This window comes from Pseudomonas sp. RIT623 (assembly GCF_004519305.1).
Classification (GTDB): Bacteria; Pseudomonadota; Gammaproteobacteria; order Pseudomonadales; family Pseudomonadaceae; genus Aquipseudomonas.
In genome coordinates this window covers 1-16,873 of record NZ_SOZA01000019.1, presented here as the reverse complement: position 1 = coordinate 16,873, position 16,873 = coordinate 1, and the positions used below count along the sequence as shown (strand labels likewise).

Genomic DNA, 16,873 nt, shown 5'->3' with positions numbered 1-16,873 from the left:
TGCTTTTACAGACTGGCGTCGACCATACCGTGACGGACAGCCAGCAAGGTCAGTTCGACGTCGCTGGTGACCGAGAGTTTCTCGAAGATTCGATAACGGTAAGTATTGACGGTCTTGGGCGACAGACACAACTTGTCAGAGATGATCTGCACCTTCTGGCAGCCGACGATCATCAGCGCAATCTGGATTTCCCGCTCGGACAGCGCATCGAACGGCGACCCTTGCGGCTGGAACGATTTGAGCGCCAACTGCTGGGCAATCTGCGGGCTGATGTAGCGCTGGCCGGCGAATGCCAGGCGGATGGCCTGGACCATTTCGTCCAGGCCCGCGCCCTTGGTCAGGTAGCCGGCGGCACCGGCTTGCAGCAGCCGGGTGGGGAACGGATCTTCCTCGCAGACGGTCACCGCGACCACCTTGGTGTCCGGGTGGCTGCGCAACAGTTTACGCGTGGCCTCCAGACCACCGATGCCGGGCATCTTCACGTCCATCAGGACCACGTCGGGCTTGAGCTCACGGGCCAGCTTGAGGGCGGCCTCGCCTGAGTCCGCCTCCCCCACCACCTGCAGGCCATCGATGTCGGCCAGCATGCGGGTGATGCCTGTACGTACCAGATCGTGATCGTCGACCACCAGGACCCTAATCAAGCAGACACCTCGTCAGTGGGGCGATTGGATCCCGCCACCTTAACAAAATTTTTCACAACCAACCTAGCGTAAAGCGTCATGGAAATATGCCTGACGGTCGGGGCGGCGGATCCGCAGGGCATCCTGGCCAGCGGTTTCGCCGGCCAGGCGGTTGAGCAGGTGCCAGACGGCGGCTTGGTCGGCCTCGGGCAAACGGCGAAAAGCGCCGAGCAGGCGGTCTTCGTCGGCGGTAAGGCTGTCCAGCGGCGCGGGGGTATGCACGCCGCTGAGTACATAGAGGGCATCGACACCGCGGTTGGCCACGGCCGCGAGGTAATCCATGCGCGGCGTGCGCTCGCCGCTTTCGTACTTGCCCTGGGCGTTGGGCTCGACGCCGCCGATGTCGCCGAAAATGCGCTGGGTCAAGCCCAGGCGTTCGCGTTCTTCTCTGAGTCGCGGACCGAATCCGTTCATCTGCATTGCCTCCTTTGCATGAGTGGAACACGGGTGCATCCGGCACCCGTGTGAATACTTGCTTGGTCGCTGGGCACTATGCCTTTTGGATCCAATCGATGCAAGTCATGGTTTTGGGTGAGTTGGGGGTTGGGTTTGGGATGAAGGGAGGTTCGCCGAAAGTAGTGCAGCGCCGCCCTCACGCGATCAAATCCCCCTCGACAACATCAAAACTTACGCAATCAGCACCACATAGAGCCCCCAAAAACATCGCTAAAAACCGCTAGAAAAGGCGCATTGCAAAAAGCCAGCCCCCCTGACACAAGCGCTAAATACCGAATTTGACGCCAATATGTCGACACAAATAGTGTAATCATTTTTTTGACGCCGAACTTTTCGAAAACTTTAACTGATTGATTTATAACGATTTTTTAACTAAAAACAAAAATAAAAACACATAAACAAAACAACAACCAAACAACACTTGCCCAACTAACAAAAACCTCATTAGGATGTAAAAAGACCACCAAGAACCAACCTGCTTCGCCATATCCAAGCGCGGCTTGATCCTGCGCGGCTGTCTTTACCAACTTCCATGAACGGCATATCTCGGCCGGCCTTGTGCTGCGCCTGGGGAGAGGGACCTATGAACATCAGTATCTTCGGACTTGGCTATGTGGGCGCGGTCTGCGCCGGGTGTCTGTCGGCACGGGGGCACCAGGTTCTGGGCGTGGACATCGACCAGGCGAAGATCGACATGATCAACCAGGGACGCTCCCCCATCGTCGAGCCGGGCCTTGAGCAACTGCTGCTCGACGGCGTGCGCCAGGGCCGTCTGCGCGGCACCACGGACGTACAGGCGGCGATACTGGCCAGCGAATTGTCGCTGCTGTGCGTCGGCACGCCGAGCAAGCCCAACGGTGACCTGGACCTGGCATACATGGAGGCCGTGTGCCGCGAGATCGGCGCCGCCCTGCGCGACAAGGCCAGCCGCCACACGGTGGTGGTGCGCAGCACGGTGCTGCCGGGCACGCTGAACAACCTGGTAGTCCCGACCCTGGAACGCGCCTCGGGCAAGAAGGCCGGCATCGACTTCGGTGTGGCGGTCAACCCCGAGTTCCTGCGTGAAAGCACCGCGATCCAGGACTACGACTTCCCAGCCATGACCGTGATCGGCGAACTCGACAGCGCCTCGGGCGACCTGCTCGAGGCGCTGTACCAGGGCCTGGAAGCACCGGTGATCCGCAAGTCGGTCGAGGTCGCCGAACTGATCAAGTACACCTGCAATGTCTGGCATGCCACCAAGGTCAGCTTCGCCAACGAAATCGGCAACATCGCCAAGGCCTCGGGCGTCGATGGCCGCGAGGTGATGGACGTGGTCTGCCAGGACCACAAGCTCAACCTGTCGCGCTACTACCTGCGCCCGGGCTTCGCCTTCGGCGGCTCGTGCCTGCCCAAGGATGTGCGCGCCCTCACCTACCGCGCCGGCCAGCTGGACGTCGCCCACCCGCTGCTGGCCTCGCTGATGGACAGCAACCGCAACCAGGTGCGCCAGGCCTTCGAGCTGGTGACCCGCCCCGGCAAGCGGCGCATCGCCCTGCTCGGCCTGGCCTTCAAGGCCGGCAGCGACGACCTGCGCGAAAGCCCGCTGCTGACCCTGGCCGAACAACTGATTGGCAAGGGCTACGAGCTGCGCATCTACGACGCCAATGTCGAGCACGCCCGCCGCCATGGCGCTAACCGCCAGTACATCGAACAGCAGATCCCCCACGTCAGCGCGCTGCTGCGCAGCGACCTGCAACAGGTGATCGACGACGCCGAGGTGATCGTGCTGGGCAACAACGACGAGCGCTTCGCCCGCGCCCTGGATGCCGGTAGCGGCAAGCAGGTGGTCGACCTGGTCGGGTTCATGAACGGCACCAGCGACACCCGCCACCAGGGCATCTGCTGGTAAACCACGCCGCCCCGCCACGGCCGTGGCGGGTACCCGACAACAGGAGCTACAGCGCCATGGATCGACAGCAACAGCGGCCCTTCGCGGCCCCGGCCCATCTGCGCGCGGCCGCCCGCTTCTGCGCCTGGGCGCTGCTCGCCGGGCTGATCGCGCTGGCCTCGCAGATGGTCGCGCCACAGTACCTGGACCCCAACCACCATTTGTTCATCTTCATCATCGGCACCCTGGGCCTGTGGCGCTATGGCAATGCCATCGTTCACTACCTGCGCGGCATGTACTTCCTGCACTGGCGTTTCCCGCGCCTGCGCCGCCAGGTCGAGCGCCTGGGCGACACAGCGCTGCCGTCGCGCCTGTTCATGGTGGTGACCAGCTTCCGCATCCCCACCCACACCACCTTCAAGGTCTACCAGTCGGTATTCCAGGAAGTGCAGCGGCTGAAGGTGCCGTGCACGGTGATCGCCTCGATCGTCGAGAAAGGCGACGAGCAGTTCATCAAGGACATCCTGCGCAACGAAGTGCGCGAGCGCGACGACATCGAGCTGGTGATCGTCCGCGCCCGCGGCACCGGCAAGCGCGATGGCCTGGCCCACGCCTTCCGCGCGCTGTCACGGCAAATGCCGCTGGACGACGCGGTGGTCGGCGTGGTCGACGGCGACACCATGCTGCTGCCCGGCTGCGTCGAGCGCGCGGTCAAGCTGTTCGCCGTGCTGCCCAGGGTCGGCGGCCTGACCACCAACGAGTTCTGCGAAGTCGAGGGCAGCCGCTGGATGCGTCAGTGGCACTCGATGCGCTTCGTCCAGCGGCACATCAACATGTGCTCGATGGCCCTGTCGCACCGGGTGCTGACCCTCACCGGGCGGTTGTCGTTCTTCCGTGCCGGGGTGATGACCAACCCGGCGTTCATCCGCGATGTCGAGGCGGACTTTCTCGAGCACTGGCGCCTGGGCCGCTTCCAGTTCCTCACCGGCGACGACAAGTCGAGCTGGCTGAGCCTGATGCGCGCCGGCTGGGACACCTTCTACGTGCCCGACAGCCACACCCTGACCGTGGAGCACCCCCCCAGCGACAGCTTCTGGGTGGCCACCCGCCAGTTGATGTTCCGCTGGTACGGCAACTCGCTGCGGCAGAACTTTCGCGCCACCGCCCTGCTCGGCCGCGCTCGCCTGGGCTTGTTCACGCTGTACGTGCTACTCGACCAGCGGGTGTCGATGTGGACCTGCCTGATGGGCCTGACCGCCTCGCTGGTGGCCGGCCTGGTGTTCGGCATCCAGTACCTGCTGGTGTACCTGTTCTGGGTGCTGGTCTCGCGCAGCCTGGTGACGGTGCTGTTCGTCTTCGCCGGGCACCCGGTCAGCCCGATGTACCCGTTCGTTCTCTATTACAACCAGATCGTCGGCTCGCTGATGAAGGTCTACGCGCTGTTCCACATGGACCAGCAACGCTGGACGCGGCAGCAGACCACCCTGGCCAACGGCAGCGTCGACTTCGACGCAAGCCTGAACCGCTGGTCCTCGAAGGCGATGCTGTGCGCGTCCATCGCGATCTTCTTCGGGGTCATCACCGTCCTGCTGGAACTCACGCAACGTTAAGGAAAGGCGCCTGCCATGAGTACTTCGAACACCCCATCGGCCCCGGGCAAGACGGCGGCCAATATCGTCCACGAAGCCATCGACGAGCGCCAGTACGTGCGCACCCGGATGAACGCCCGGGTGCGCCTGTCCGGCAGCGGCCGCGAGCCCTTCGCGGCCGACCTGCAGGATATCTCGCTGGGCGGCATCGGCCTGCTGCACGGCGCGCCGCTGACCATCGGCGCGCTGTACGACGCCTCGATCCAGCTGCGCCTGAACCAGGTCGACCTGTCGATCGACGGCAAGGTGCGTATCGTCTCCCAGCGCGGCCAGGAGGTCGGTGCCCAGTTCGTCGACCTCGACGCGCAGAAGCGCGACATCCTGCGCTACCTGATCAGCGCCTACCTGTCTGGCGAGATCGCCGACATCAACGGCCTGTTCAACGTGATGCAGCGGGAAAACTACATCAAGGAACGCAAGCACAAGCAGGCCCACGCGCGCACCCCGGGCGAGCGCCTCAAGGCCCTGGCCGGTACCGCGCTGTACACCGCAGCGGGCCTCGCCGCCCTGGGTTTCGTCGGCTACAAGGGCTACCTGCTGTTCTTTCGCATCCCGGCGCTGCAGGCCACGGTGGCGACCCATGCCCAGGTGATCAGCATGCCCGACAACGGCTACGTGAAATACCTGCTGCCCGCCGGCGCCACCGAGGTGCAGGCCGGCCAGCCGTTGGCGAGCATTTCCACCCAGCTGGCCACCCAGCTCACCACCCCGGCGGACATCAAGGCCCTGGCCGACCTGGCCCCCAGCGATGTGCAGGCGCTGCTCGGGCGCGCCACGGTCGAGACTGTGATCAACAGCCCGTGCGATTGCCAGGTCTACTACCCAGCGCCGCCCCTCGCCGGCTTCGGCTACAAGGGCGCGCCGCTGATGCACCTGCTGCCCAAGGACCAGGGCCTGTTCGTGCGTGCCAACGTGCCGTTCGACAAGCTCGCCGATATCGACCGCGTGCGTTCGGTGGACCTGCAGGTGTTCGGTCTGGACCAGCACTTCAGCGGCAAGGTGGTGGACGCCCGCTCTGACGAGGTCAACCGCAACCTGGCCCTGACCATTGCCCCGGACCAGCCCCTGCCGGCGGCGGCCTACCAGAAGGCGGTGGCCGTCGACCTGTACCTGGGCCTGCCGTTCGGCAGCGGCAACTGAGGGCCGGCCATGAACGCCAAGAACGCCCCGCGCCTGCTGCTGGTCGGCCTGGGCCTGGCCTGGGTCGGCAACGCCTGCGCCGGGCTGAGCCTGGAGCAGGTGCGCTACGCGCTGTACAAGGACCCTAGCGCCAACGTCAGCGCCGACCTGCGCGTGCTCGCCGAGCGCGGCGACCTGGCCGCCAAGCAGCTGCTCGGCGACGTGCTGGCCGGCAGTGACGGCGCCAGCCGGGAGGACATCATCCGCCTGTACCAGGAAGCCTTCGCCGACGGCCATGGGCAGGTCCCGGCCCTGGCCTCGCTGGCGCGCCTGCTCGATCGCACGCCGAATTTGCAGCGCCGCCATGAGGCCTGGATGCGCCAGGCGCTGGGCCGTTACCCCAACGACCTCGACCCACGCAGCACCAGCACCAGCCTGGAAGTGTTCCTGGTCTACCCGCAACTGGTCCCCGGTGAGCGTGCCGCCGAACTGCTAGCGCTGTACGAACGTAGCTGCCTGCTCAACTGCCGCCCCGAGCTGTACCACGCGGTGGTCGCCGAACGCCAAGGCGACCGCGCCGGGGCCGAACGCTGGTATCAGCAGGCCGCGCGCATCGACCCACGCGCCGTCGACCGCTACTACCGCTTCCTCGGCGCACAGCAGGACAGCGCGTTCCTTGCCTTTGCCCGCCAACTGGAACCGCAAATGGCCAGCCTGGCGGTGGAAATCGTTCAGCGCGTCGGTGCTCTGGTGGACAACATCCATAGCGTCACCCGCGCCGAACTGGATGCCGAGCGCGAGCAGCGCCTGGGCCAGGCCCTGGGTCCCAAGCAGGAACTAACGCCCGCGCAGATCGCCCGCGACCAGGCCAACGACAAGCTGCGCGCCGACGGCATCGCCGAGGCCCAGCGCTGGCTGGACAACGCCGTCGCTCGCGGCTATCTGCCGGCGCTGGTGTCCAAGGCCAACTTCATGATTTCCAACCCTACCGAGCACAACGCCGAGCAAGCCCAGGCGCTGATCGCCCAGGTGCGGGCCAAGGCGCCGACCCAGGCCAAGGCACTGGAGGCGTCGTTCTACATGGTCAACAACTGGCTGACCCTGGACCCGGAGAAAGCCCAGGGGCTGATCGACGAACTGATCGCGGCCCGCTACCCCGATGCCCAGTTGCTGCTGGGCGACCTGTACAGCAAGGGCGGCCTGGACCAGCCCGACCAGACGCGCGCCCTGGGCATCTGGCAACAGCAGGCCGAGCAAGGCTCGACCGCTGCCTGGTACCGCATGGCCACCGTGCACCTGCGCGGCCGGGCGATCTGCCACGACCCGGTCAAGGCCTACACCTATGCCCGCATCGCCATGGACCTGGGCGAAACCCGCGCCCGCGGCCTGCTCAAACGGCTGGACAAGACCCTGCCCAAGGATGACATCGAGCGCGCCCTGGCCGCGCGCGGCGATCTGTTGAAGGAGGCCTCCCTGTGAAAGCGCACCATCCCCTGCTCGGCGCCCTGCTCGCCCTGGCGCCACTGCCCGCGGCGCTGGCACTGGAGGAAGTCACCGGCCCCGAGGCCGACGGCCAAGCGTCGGTACGCCTGGCCGCCGACGGCAGCGAGCCGGTGATTACCTCGGAGTTCTTCAACAAGCTCACCGTGCAGACCGGCTACGGCCCCGAGGACTCCCAGGTCGGTCGCAACCGGGAAAGCTTCTACAGCCTGCGCTATGAGCCGTCGTTCGCCTGGTACTCGCCGGAAAAACGCTGGGCCAAGTGGATGGTCTATGGGCGCCTGTGGCTGAACTACGACTCCAGCCAGTCGAGCAACCTGGCGAACGAGTCGACCAACAACAACGCCCGCGAGCAACCCGAGGGCTGGTACGCCGAGCTGCGCGAGCTGTACGTCAAACGCAACCTGATCGGCGACGACCCACGCTTCTCACTGTCGTTCGGCCGCCAACGCTTCAACGACGACTACGGCATCTGGTGGGACGACAGCCTGGAATCGCTGCGTTTCAACTACCAGGACAGCTTCTCCGACGCCTTCATCGCCGTCGGCCAGAAATTCCACAACTACAACACCGACGTCAACTCGCTGCCCGCCAGCGAGGAGCGCACCCTCTACCTGATGGGCCAATACGCCTACCGTTGGAGCAGCAACCACCAGGTCGGGCTGCGCCTGATGCACGAGAACGATCGCAGCGACCACGACAGCGACGATCGCTACGACTTCAAGGGCTGGCGCTACGGCCTGTTCTTCAAGGGCGAGCACCTGCCGCTGGACAGCGACTATCACCTGGAGCTGGCGGCGCTCGACGGCACGATGGACAACACCGACGGCAGCGGCGTCACCAGCACCGGTCACGCCAGCCGTGGCTGGGCCGCACTTGGCGAAGTCGGCAAGCGCTTCGACAACCTGCCCTGGACCCCGCGCGTCGCCCTGCGCGGCGGCCTGACCGACAAGCCCGGCGACGACAACGATGGCTTCCGGCTCAACCCGATCCAGTCCGACCGCATCACCCGCCAGGGCTCGTACAGCACGCGCCTGACCAGTTCCTTCGTGGCCCTGGACCTGCGCAACCTGAGCTACTACGGCCTGGCCCTGGAAACCCAGCCAACCCCGCGCAGCGCGCTGGACCTGCGTATCACCCAGCTCAACCTGCGCGACGCCCAGGGCGCGCTGCCGATCCGCATGAGCGCCGACTACCGCGCGCGCCGCCAGGACGCGTTGGCCGCCGGCCAGGGCAAGGGCGACAACGTCGGCCAGATGATCGACCTCAACTACTACTGGAAGATGTTCCCGGTGGCCCTCGACGGCAAGCGCCTGGACGTCAACACCCTGGTCAGCGCCAGCTATCTCAACGCCGGCAGCGCGCTGAACACCGGTGACGACTACCAGTTGAGCCTCGGCATCGTGATCAGTTATTGAGGGCCACCCAGCATGATCTTCGCCTCCAACGTGTTCCTGTTCCTCTACCTGCCGCTGTTCCTGGCCATCTACTACCTGGCCCGGCCACGCTGGCGCTCGCTGGTGATCGTCGCTGCCAGCTACATCTTCTATGCCTGGTGGCGGCCGGACTTCCTGCTGCTGTTCGTCGCCATCACCGCCTGGAACTACGGCTTCGGCCTGGCCATCAAGGCGCGCCTGGACGCTGGCGCCAAGCGCGTCGCCCTGCGCCTGCTGTGGCTTGGCGTGGCCGGCAACCTGGCCACCCTCGGCTACTTCAAGTACGCCAATTTTGGCGCCGAGATGCTGGCCATGCTGCTGGCGCCGCTGGGCATCAACACCTGGACCCTGGAGACCATCTTCCTGCCGCTGGGCATTTCGTTCTACGTGTTCCATGCGCTGAGCTACATCGTCGACATCTACCGCAAGGACGCCACGCCGACCCGCAGCTTCATCGACTTCGCCGCCTTCGTCGCGCTGTTCCCGCACCTGGTGGCGGGGCCGATCCTGCGCTACAGCCAGCTGGCGCCGCAGCTGCGCCAACGCAGCCACTCGCTGGAGCTGTTCTCCCTGGGCGTGTGTCGCTTCATGCTCGGGTTCATCATGAAGGTGCTGATCGCCGACCGCCTGGCGCCGATCAACCTGCTGTTCATCGGCGAGGGCAGCTTGCAGTTCAGCGATGCCTGGTTCGGCCTGCTGGTCTCGACCCTGCAGCTGTACTTCGACTTCGCCGGCTACAGCCACATGGCGCTGGGTCTGGCACTGATGATGGGCTTTCGCTTCCCGGAAAACTTCAACCAGCCCTATGTGTCGCAGAGCATCACCGAGTTCTGGTCGCGCTGGCACATGACCCTGGCGCACTTCCTGCGCGACTACGTGTACATGCCGCTGGTACGCAAGCGCGTGGCCGGCGCCCTGCCGGCGCTGGTCTGGACCATGCTGCTGTCGGGCCTGTGGCACGGCGCGAGCTTCGCCTTCATCTGCTGGGGGCTGTTCTTCGGCCTGGGCATGGTGCTGGAGCGCAAGTTCGGCCTGGCCACCAAGGTCAACACGCCCTACCACCTGGGGCGCAACCTGCGCACCGCGCTGCTGGTCATCCTCAGCATGCCGCTGTTCTTCACCATGGACCTGCGCCACAGCCTGGCGATCTACCAGGCGCTGTTCGGTTTCAACGGCCTCGGCTCGCTGGAACTGTACGTGCTCGGCGCCTCGAAGATGGCCATGGCCTTCGCCCTGGTGGCAGTCGCCTGGCTGCTGCTGGCCGGGCTCAACAACGTGCGCTTCTACGCCGGCAACCAACAGGGCTACTTCATGCGTCACGTGGGCGTGCTGCACAGCCTGCTGCTGTGGAGCGGCTTCCTGCTGGCCCTGAGCAGCCTGGCGGCCAGTTCGTTCTCGCCGTTCCTGTATTTCCAGTTCTAGGAGAACACCGTGTATCCGGTGATGAATTCGGCCAGCAAGGCCAATGGTGTGATCTTCGCGCTGGTGCTGGCGGCGATGTTCGTCTACTCGCTGCCGCCGGTGTTCAGCTTCGCCCGCACCCAGGGCGACGCCTGGCACCTGTTCGTCGACGGCAAGCTGCTGCGCAGGTTCGAGCAGGCCTACGACAAGCGTTTCTTCCTGCGCGAGCCCTCGGTCAGGCTGTGGGCCGATGCCCAGTTCCAGCTGTTCGGCGAGGGCACCCAGGGGGTGGTGCTGGGCAACGAGGGTTGGCTCTTCACCAACCAGGAATACCGCGTGCCCAACGACCTGGACGCCAACCTAGACAGCCAGCTGGCGCAGATCGCCGACATCGAGCGGCAACTGGCCGCGCGCGGCAAGCATCTGCTGCTACTGCCATTGCCGATGAAGCTGGATGTCTACGCCGCCCACGCCGCGCGGGCCTTCGACCCACGGGTGCAGAGCCTCTATGACCGCTTCGTCGCCGACCTTCGGGCCCGCCAGCTGGATGTGGTGCCGCTGCGCGAGGCGTACCTGCGCAACCTGGCCGGACCGCGCCTGTTCCTCAAGTCCGATACCCACTGGAGCCCGGACGGCGCGCGCCTGTCGGCCTACGAGCTGGCGCGCCAGCGCCCGCAGTTGCTGGGTGATCAGACATACCTGTCGCGCCCGACCGGCACCAAGCAGGTCAAGGGCGACCTGATGAACTACCTGCAATTCGATCATGCCCGCCTCGCCCCGCAATTCGGCGCCAACACCATCGAGCTGTACGAAACCCTCAAGGCCGCGCAGAACAGCGACGACCTGTTCGCCGAGCAGCGCCAGAGCCTGCTGCTTGTGGGCACCAGCTACAGCAAGATCGACGACTGGAACTTCGTCGGTTTCCTCAAGGAAGCGCTCAACCGCGACCTGCTGAGCATCGCCGTCGAGGCCCGCGGGCCGTTCGAGGCGATGCAGCAGTTCCTCGCCAGCGAACAATCGCGCAACCCGCAGATCGACACCGTGATCTGGGAATTCCCGCTACGCACCCTGCTTGCCCACCGTCCCGGCACCCTCGCAGGCCCTACCCAGCCCGCGCATTTCTGACGTTTCAAGGAGAAACCCGATGAAAATCCCGCCCCTGTTCGCCGCCCTCGCCCTGGCCGTCGCCAGCCATACCGCCGCAGCCGCCGAAGGCAACGCCGACCTGTACGACGCCGTGGCCCCGGCCGACTCGGCATTCGTGCGCGTGCTCAACCTGTCCGAAGCCAGCGTCGATGTCAGCCTCAGCGGCAAGGTCAACCCGCAGAAGGTCGCCCCTGGCCAGCTCAGTGGCTACCGCTTCGTGCCCGCCGGCGTGCACCGCATCGGCATCGGCGCCAAGGCCATCGAACCGAACCTGGCAGCCAACGCCGCCAGCACCGTGGTCTACGACGGCCAGCAGTTGCGGCTGATCGCCGACCAGTACGTCAACGAGCCGAAAAAAGCCCAGGTGGCCTTCTACAACCTCACCCCGGCGCAAGCCATGCTGCGCACCGCCGATGGCAAGCACGAGGTGGTCAAGGCCTTGGCCAACGGCCAGACCGGCGCGCGCATGGTCAACGAGATCAAGATTGACTTCGCCGCTTACGTCGGCAACCAGGAAGTCGCCAGCTTTGACGAGTTGTTCCTCAAGAAGGGCCGTTCCTACAGCTACGTGCTGCTGCCGGGCAACCGCAGCCTGAGCCTGGCCAACAGCATCGACCCAACCGAGTGAAACGCGCCATGAGTCCCCTCCTCCCCTTCGGCCTGGCGACCACCCTGGCGCTGCTGAGCCTGCCGGCGCAGGCCGCGCAGCCGGTGGCCGACAGCGCCTGCGACAACCTGCAATGCATGATCTGCCCGGCGCTCGCCGAGCCGCAGCGCTATGCTGAAGGACGCATGAAGCTGATGCGCCAGATCGTCCCCGGCAAGGAGCGCTGGCTGTTCCGCTCGATGGTCGACCTGACCAACGACTTCGGCATCCCCGCGCCCATGCGCCCGGAGTTCGCCCGCCTGATGGACGCCTTCCACCGCCAGGGCATCCAGGTGGCCATGGCCATCCAACCGACCCGCGGGCTGATGCATCGCGACAAGCTGTATCCCGACCAGTTGCATGGTTTCGACCATGCCAGCGCCAGCCGCAACTTCGACGCCTACCTGGGCCAGTTGCGCCAGGGGGGCGCGGTGGTCGCGCCGATGATGCAACTGCTGCGCACGCCGCCCAAGGGCGAGTATTTCTTCCGCCGCGACCACCACTGGACCCCCACCGGCGCCGAGGCCACGGCGCAGCTGCTGGCCGAGGAAATCCGCCGCCAGCCGTTCTACGCCGGGCTGAGCAAGAAGCAGTACCGTACCGAGCCTGGGGTCATGGTGCCCAAGGACGGCACACTCAACCTGGCGCTGAGCTACATCTGCGGCAACAACTACGGTTTCCAGTATGTGCGCGGCTACCAGACCATCCCGGTGGCCGACAGCAGCGACGCGCTGTTCGACGAGGCGCCAGACCCCGAAGTGATCCTGGTCGGCGACAGTAACGCCGCGGCCCGGGAGGACGAGAGCAAGCAGTTCAATTTCGACGGTTACCTCAAGCAATACCTGAGCGTGGACATCCTCAACTATGCCCTGCCCGGGGTCGGCGAGGACGGCTCGCTGCTGGAGTACCTGCTGTCGGCCGACTACAAGCCCGAGGCGCCGCCCAAGCTGGTGATCTGGGAACTGCCGGCCAACTACCGGCTGGACTCGCCGTTGATGTACCGGCAACTGGTGCCGGCGATTCAGGGCGGCTGCAAGGCGTCCACCGAGGTATTGGGGTCCAGGCTGCAGCGTCCGGCGCTGAAGGTAGGCGAGCGCATCGAGCTGCTGAGCAATGCCGGCAGCGCCCGGCAGTCGTTGAACGCAGGCTTTCTCGATATCCGCCTGAGCGACAAGAACGTGCGCGACTTCTACATCATCGTCTATTACGACAACGGGGCCCGTGACAAGGTGTGGTTTCGCCGCGAAGCGGCGGTGAGCGGCGGCCAGTATTATCTGGAGCTGAGCAAGGCACCCGAGTTCGCCGGGGCCAACCTGCTGTCGGTGTTCCTCGAGCCGACCAAGGCCGGCACCGCGGCCACCGAAGTGCGGACGCGGCTATGCCTGTGAGCGCCAGCGCGGGGCAAGCCCGCTCCCACGGGGTCTGCGCCGGCCTGTTGCTGATGGCCTCGCTGCTGTCCCAGGCCCAGGCCGCCCAGTCGATCTGGCCGCCCCGCGCCACCGCGCAAGCGGCCATGATCGACGACTACCGCAGCCTCACCTGCAACCAGCAACCGCCCGCGCCCTACACGGGCAGCCTGCGCCTGCAAAGCAAGTACGACCAGCGCGACGTCAGCAAGTCGACCCTGCGTGCCAGCCCCGACGCCGACAGCGAACGCATCGCCAAGCAGGTCAAGCAGTTCATCGGCGGCCTGATTTACGCCGGCAAGCGTTTCCAGCGGGCGAAGAAGCCGCAGGAGGCCAACCGGGCCCTGGCCTGCCAGGACCAGTGGCTGGAACACTGGGCACAAGCCGATGCCCTGCTCGACCCGGACGCCTCGGCCAGCGGCATGGCCGCGCGCAAATGGGCGCTGGCGGCCATGGCCGGCGCGGTGCTGCTGACCCAGGCCGCGGCGGACGGCAAGCGCCCGCTCAGCCCGGCGCAACAGCGCTGGTTCACCCGCCTCGGTGAACGGGTGATCGACGAATACGACCCGCGCCGGCACTCCACCACGGTCTACTTCAACAACCACGACTACTGGGCCGCCTGGGCCGTGGCCGCCGCCGGCATGCTGGTGGGCCGCGACGATTTCATCCAATGGGCCGACGGCAACCTGCGCCGCGGCCTGGCCCAAGCTGTGCGCCATGACGATTACGCCTACCTGCCGCTGGAAGTGGCGCGCGGCAAGTTGGCCGCCAACTACAGCCAGTACGCCCTGGTGCCGCTGGTGCTGCTCAGCGAGTCGGCCCGGGCCAACGGCCTGGCCTGGTCCGAGGCCGACCAGCGCACCCTCGACCAACTGGCCAGCTTCGCCGCCCGCAGCGTGCTCGCCCCCGACACCCTGGCCGAGCTGAAGGGGCGTGACCAGGCCGACGTCGCCCCCTACAAGCTGGCCTGGCTGATTCCGTTCCTCGCCCGCCAGCCCCAGCACCGCCTGGCCCGCCAGCTGTACGACAGCGAACAGGGCGAGGTCGACAACTACAGCCAGGTCGGCGGCCCGCTGAAACCAGCCTACCCCAACCTGCCTTGAACAAGGACGCTCCCATGGCACCGCTCAGTCGCTTCGCCCTCTCCTGCCTGGCCGCCCTGCTGCTGGCCAGCACCGCGCAGGCCAGCCCCAGCGTCGAGCCCATCGACCCGGCCCAGCACCAGCAGTACATCGCCCAACTGCGCCAGCAGGTCCGCGCCGCAGTGGCCCTGGCGCCGGTCCAGCGCGCGCAACCCACCGGCCGCGCCAGCATCAGCCTGCAGCCGATGTTCTCGGCCCAGGCCGGCAGCTGGCCGTTCGAGCCCTTCGTCAACAACGGCCTGTTCCGTGCCATCGCCGGTTACCAGGCGCACCACCCGCAGGCCGTGGTGCTGCGCGGCGGCAGCATTACCCTGGCGCAGTTGCATGACGCCCTGCACGACCCGCGCATCCTCAAGCGCTACAAGGACGGCTACCTGCTGAGCTATCCGTTGATGATCGGCGCCGATGCCGGGTTGCTGCTGGAGGATAGCCACCTGTACCTCTACAGCTTTTCCGGTACCGCGTTGATCAACCAGGGCTGGCTGGGCCTGCGCCGCTCTACCCTGGAAAGCTTGAGCGGTGACAAACCCGGCGCCACCGACCGCGCCTGGCGGCCATTCCTGGTGGCCTGGGCCGGCAGCCACACCGAGGTGATCGACTCGCGCCTGCGGCGTCTGGGCTACAACGCCAACCTGTCCCGCGGCCTGAGCACCGCGCTCAGCGCCCAGCAACCCGCCGCCACCCGCCCGGCCACGCTGGTGGTGGAGGCCAGCCAGTTCAGTGAAATGTCCAGCGGTGTCGAGTTGCAGCACAGCCAGGCCGTTATCACCCACAGCCGCTTCGAGCAGTCCCAGCAGTACGCAATCGACGCCCGCGACAGCCAGTTGAGCCTGCACGACAACCAGCTGCGCGGCATCGACAACAACAGCGGGGTGCGCCTGCGCGGCCAGAGCCGCGCCTTGCTCGAAGGCAACCTGATCCTCGGCGCGGCCAAGGCCGCCATCGAGATCAGCGACCAGCGCGGCCCGGTGCTGCTGACCGGCAACCGCATCGGCGACAGTCGCGGCAACGGCATCCAGCTACGCAACCTGGCCCCCAGCGCGGCAGATCCCTTGCTGATCGACGCCAATCTGCTGGCCAGCAGCCAGGGCAGCGCGATAGATGCCGCCGAGGTGACCGGCCTGGCCCTGGTGGATAACCGCATCGGCAATACCCCCGAATATGCCCTGAGCCTGCGCAACAGCACCCGGCAACCTGGGCCGCTGCTGGTCAGCGGCAATCATCTGGGCCAGGTGGGCAAGGCACTGGTGCGGGTCGAAGGGGTGAACGAAGTGTGGCTGGGCGGTAATACCTTCGATGGCAAGGCGCTGCTGCAGAACCTGCTGATCGGTGATCTGTTGCCGGTGCAGGGGCAAGTGCTGGAGGCGACAGTGGCGCAGGGGCGGATGGCGCGGGTGCGGCAACACTGATGCGCCGCCCAGGCATGATCCGGTAGGAGCCAGCTTGCTGGCGAACCAGACGTCGCAGTGGCAGGCACCCACCAGGCCCTGTCAAGCCACTGGACGCTGCATACGGACGAAACACCCATCCGCGCCCATTTCCACGAAACCATGGCGCAAGTACAGCTGCCGCGCTGGGTTACTGCTGAATACCATCAGCCGCAGCAGCGGCAGGCGACGCTGTACTGCCCAGCCAGCGAGCGCCTCCAGCACCCAACTGCCCACACCCCGCCCGCGGTGCTCGGGCAACAGGTGCAGTTCGCGGATGAACAGCGCCTGGCGGTCCTGGCTGAGGCTGCAAAACCCCAGAACCTCGCCGTCCTCTTCCACCAACCACTGCTCGCGCCAGCCCCAGGCCTGGTCGAAGGCCTCCTCGATCCACAGCAAGTCGAATTCACGGTAGTACGGCAGCATCGCGCGGCGGGTCAGGTCGCGGGCGAAAGTGCGGTGGCTGTCATTGGCCGGGGTCAGTTGCAAAGGCATGATGCTCCATGGCTGGGCCAGCCTCTCATTGGCCATAACAGACCGGGGAACTGCCCGGCCCTCGGCGGTCCAACTCGGCCTCCAGCCACTCGGCCAGCACCTGGGCATTGTTGTGGACGGTGTCCTTGCCGGCGTAGAGCAAGGTCAGGTCGCCTTTGCCGGCCAGATCCAGCAAGGGGTACCAATGTTCGGGGTGGGCAGCCAGCTCCTGCTGGTAACGCCGAGTGAAACCAGCAAAGTCCAGCGCGCCGGCATGGAAGGCCTTGCGCAGCTCGTCGGACGGCGCCACCTCGCGCAGCCATTGGCCGTGCAGGTCGGTCTTGCGCTTGTTGCGCGGCCACAAGCGGTCGACCAGCACGCGCTGGCCGTCCTGATCCTCGATGGCATCGTAGACACGTTTGCAGCGGATCATCGGGTGGTCTCCTGCGACATCGTTCCCCAGCAAGCCTAAGACCTTCATTGACGGAGGTCACGCCCTGGTCACGAATTGTTTCTAT

The 16,873-nt window shown here is 66.0% G+C and carries 15 protein-coding genes; 11 read left to right on the top strand and 4 right to left on the bottom strand.

Translation table 11 applies throughout. The annotated features are described in order from the left end of the window. Positions 1-5 precede the first annotated feature (5 nt). A complete protein-coding gene (uvrY, locus tag E3U47_RS14360; protein WP_054892718.1) occupies positions 6-644 on the bottom strand; it encodes a UvrY/SirA/GacA family response regulator transcription factor in 639 nt (212 codons plus the stop codon). A gap of 63 nt (positions 645-707) precedes the next feature. Beyond that, positions 708-1,097 carry a helix-turn-helix domain-containing protein gene (locus tag E3U47_RS14355; RefSeq protein WP_134692132.1) on the bottom strand — a complete coding sequence of 130 codons (390 nt, stop codon included), beginning with the start codon at positions 1,095-1,097 and terminating at the stop codon, positions 708-710. A 625-nt stretch (positions 1,098-1,722) separates the two neighbouring features. Here E3U47_RS14355 and E3U47_RS14350 point away from each other — a divergent pair. From E3U47_RS14350 to E3U47_RS14300, 11 genes are read left to right on the top strand one after another with little or no spacing between them, the layout of a single operon-like run. Next, positions 1,723-3,030, top strand: a complete 1,308-nt coding sequence (locus tag E3U47_RS14350) for a nucleotide sugar dehydrogenase (protein ID WP_134692130.1) — start codon at positions 1,723-1,725, stop codon at positions 3,028-3,030. 56 nt (positions 3,031-3,086) lie between these two features. Then, positions 3,087-4,619: a glycosyltransferase gene (locus E3U47_RS14345; protein WP_134692128.1), complete on the top strand. Its 1,533-nt coding sequence runs from the start codon at positions 3,087-3,089 to the stop codon at positions 4,617-4,619. A 15-nt stretch (positions 4,620-4,634) separates the two neighbouring features. Further along, positions 4,635-5,798, top strand: coding sequence for a PilZ domain-containing protein (locus tag E3U47_RS14340; protein WP_134692126.1), 1,164 nt, complete (start codon positions 4,635-4,637; stop codon positions 5,796-5,798). A gap of 9 nt (positions 5,799-5,807) precedes the next feature. Further along, positions 5,808-7,256 carry a sel1 repeat family protein gene (locus E3U47_RS14335; protein ID WP_134692124.1) on the top strand — a complete coding sequence of 483 codons (1,449 nt, stop codon included), beginning with the start codon at positions 5,808-5,810 and terminating at the stop codon, positions 7,254-7,256. Continuing rightward, complete coding sequence (locus tag E3U47_RS14330) at positions 7,253-8,695, top strand: alginate export family protein (protein WP_134692122.1); 1,443 nt, start codon at positions 7,253-7,255, stop codon at positions 8,693-8,695. The genes E3U47_RS14335 and E3U47_RS14330 overlap by 4 nt, the downstream gene beginning before the upstream one ends. A gap of 12 nt (positions 8,696-8,707) precedes the next feature. Next, positions 8,708-10,135, top strand: coding sequence for an MBOAT family protein (locus E3U47_RS14325; RefSeq protein WP_134692120.1), 1,428 nt, complete (start codon positions 8,708-8,710; stop codon positions 10,133-10,135). A 9-nt stretch (positions 10,136-10,144) separates the two neighbouring features. Continuing rightward, a complete protein-coding gene (locus tag E3U47_RS14320) occupies positions 10,145-11,239 on the top strand; it encodes an alginate O-acetyltransferase (RefSeq protein ID WP_167659486.1) in 1,095 nt (364 codons plus the stop codon). 19 nt (positions 11,240-11,258) lie between these two features. Further along, complete coding sequence (locus tag E3U47_RS14315) at positions 11,259-11,888, top strand: alginate O-acetyltransferase AlgF (protein WP_134692118.1); 630 nt, start codon at positions 11,259-11,261, stop codon at positions 11,886-11,888. 8 nt (positions 11,889-11,896) lie between these two features. Then, a complete protein-coding gene (locus tag E3U47_RS14310) occupies positions 11,897-13,294 on the top strand; it encodes an alginate biosynthesis protein AlgX (RefSeq protein WP_134692116.1) in 1,398 nt (465 codons plus the stop codon). Beyond that, complete coding sequence (locus E3U47_RS14305; RefSeq protein ID WP_134692114.1) at positions 13,285-14,415, top strand: polysaccharide lyase; 1,131 nt, start codon at positions 13,285-13,287, stop codon at positions 14,413-14,415. The genes E3U47_RS14310 and E3U47_RS14305 overlap by 10 nt, the downstream gene beginning before the upstream one ends. 14 nt (positions 14,416-14,429) lie before the next feature. Further along, positions 14,430-15,863: a right-handed parallel beta-helix repeat-containing protein gene (locus E3U47_RS14300; protein ID WP_134692112.1), complete on the top strand. Its 1,434-nt coding sequence runs from the start codon at positions 14,430-14,432 to the stop codon at positions 15,861-15,863. Positions 15,864-15,944: 81 nt separating this feature from the next. Here E3U47_RS14300 and E3U47_RS14295 read toward each other — a convergent pair whose 3' ends face one another. Together E3U47_RS14295 and E3U47_RS14290 are read right to left on the bottom strand one after the other, a co-directional pair. Continuing rightward, entirely contained in the window at positions 15,945-16,376 is a 432-nt protein-coding gene (locus E3U47_RS14295) for a GNAT family N-acetyltransferase (protein ID WP_134692110.1), read from the bottom strand. Positions 16,377-16,401: 25 nt separating this feature from the next. Next, a complete protein-coding gene (locus E3U47_RS14290; RefSeq protein WP_134692109.1) occupies positions 16,402-16,788 on the bottom strand; it encodes a DUF488 domain-containing protein in 387 nt (128 codons plus the stop codon). Positions 16,789-16,873: the final 85 nt, after the last annotated feature.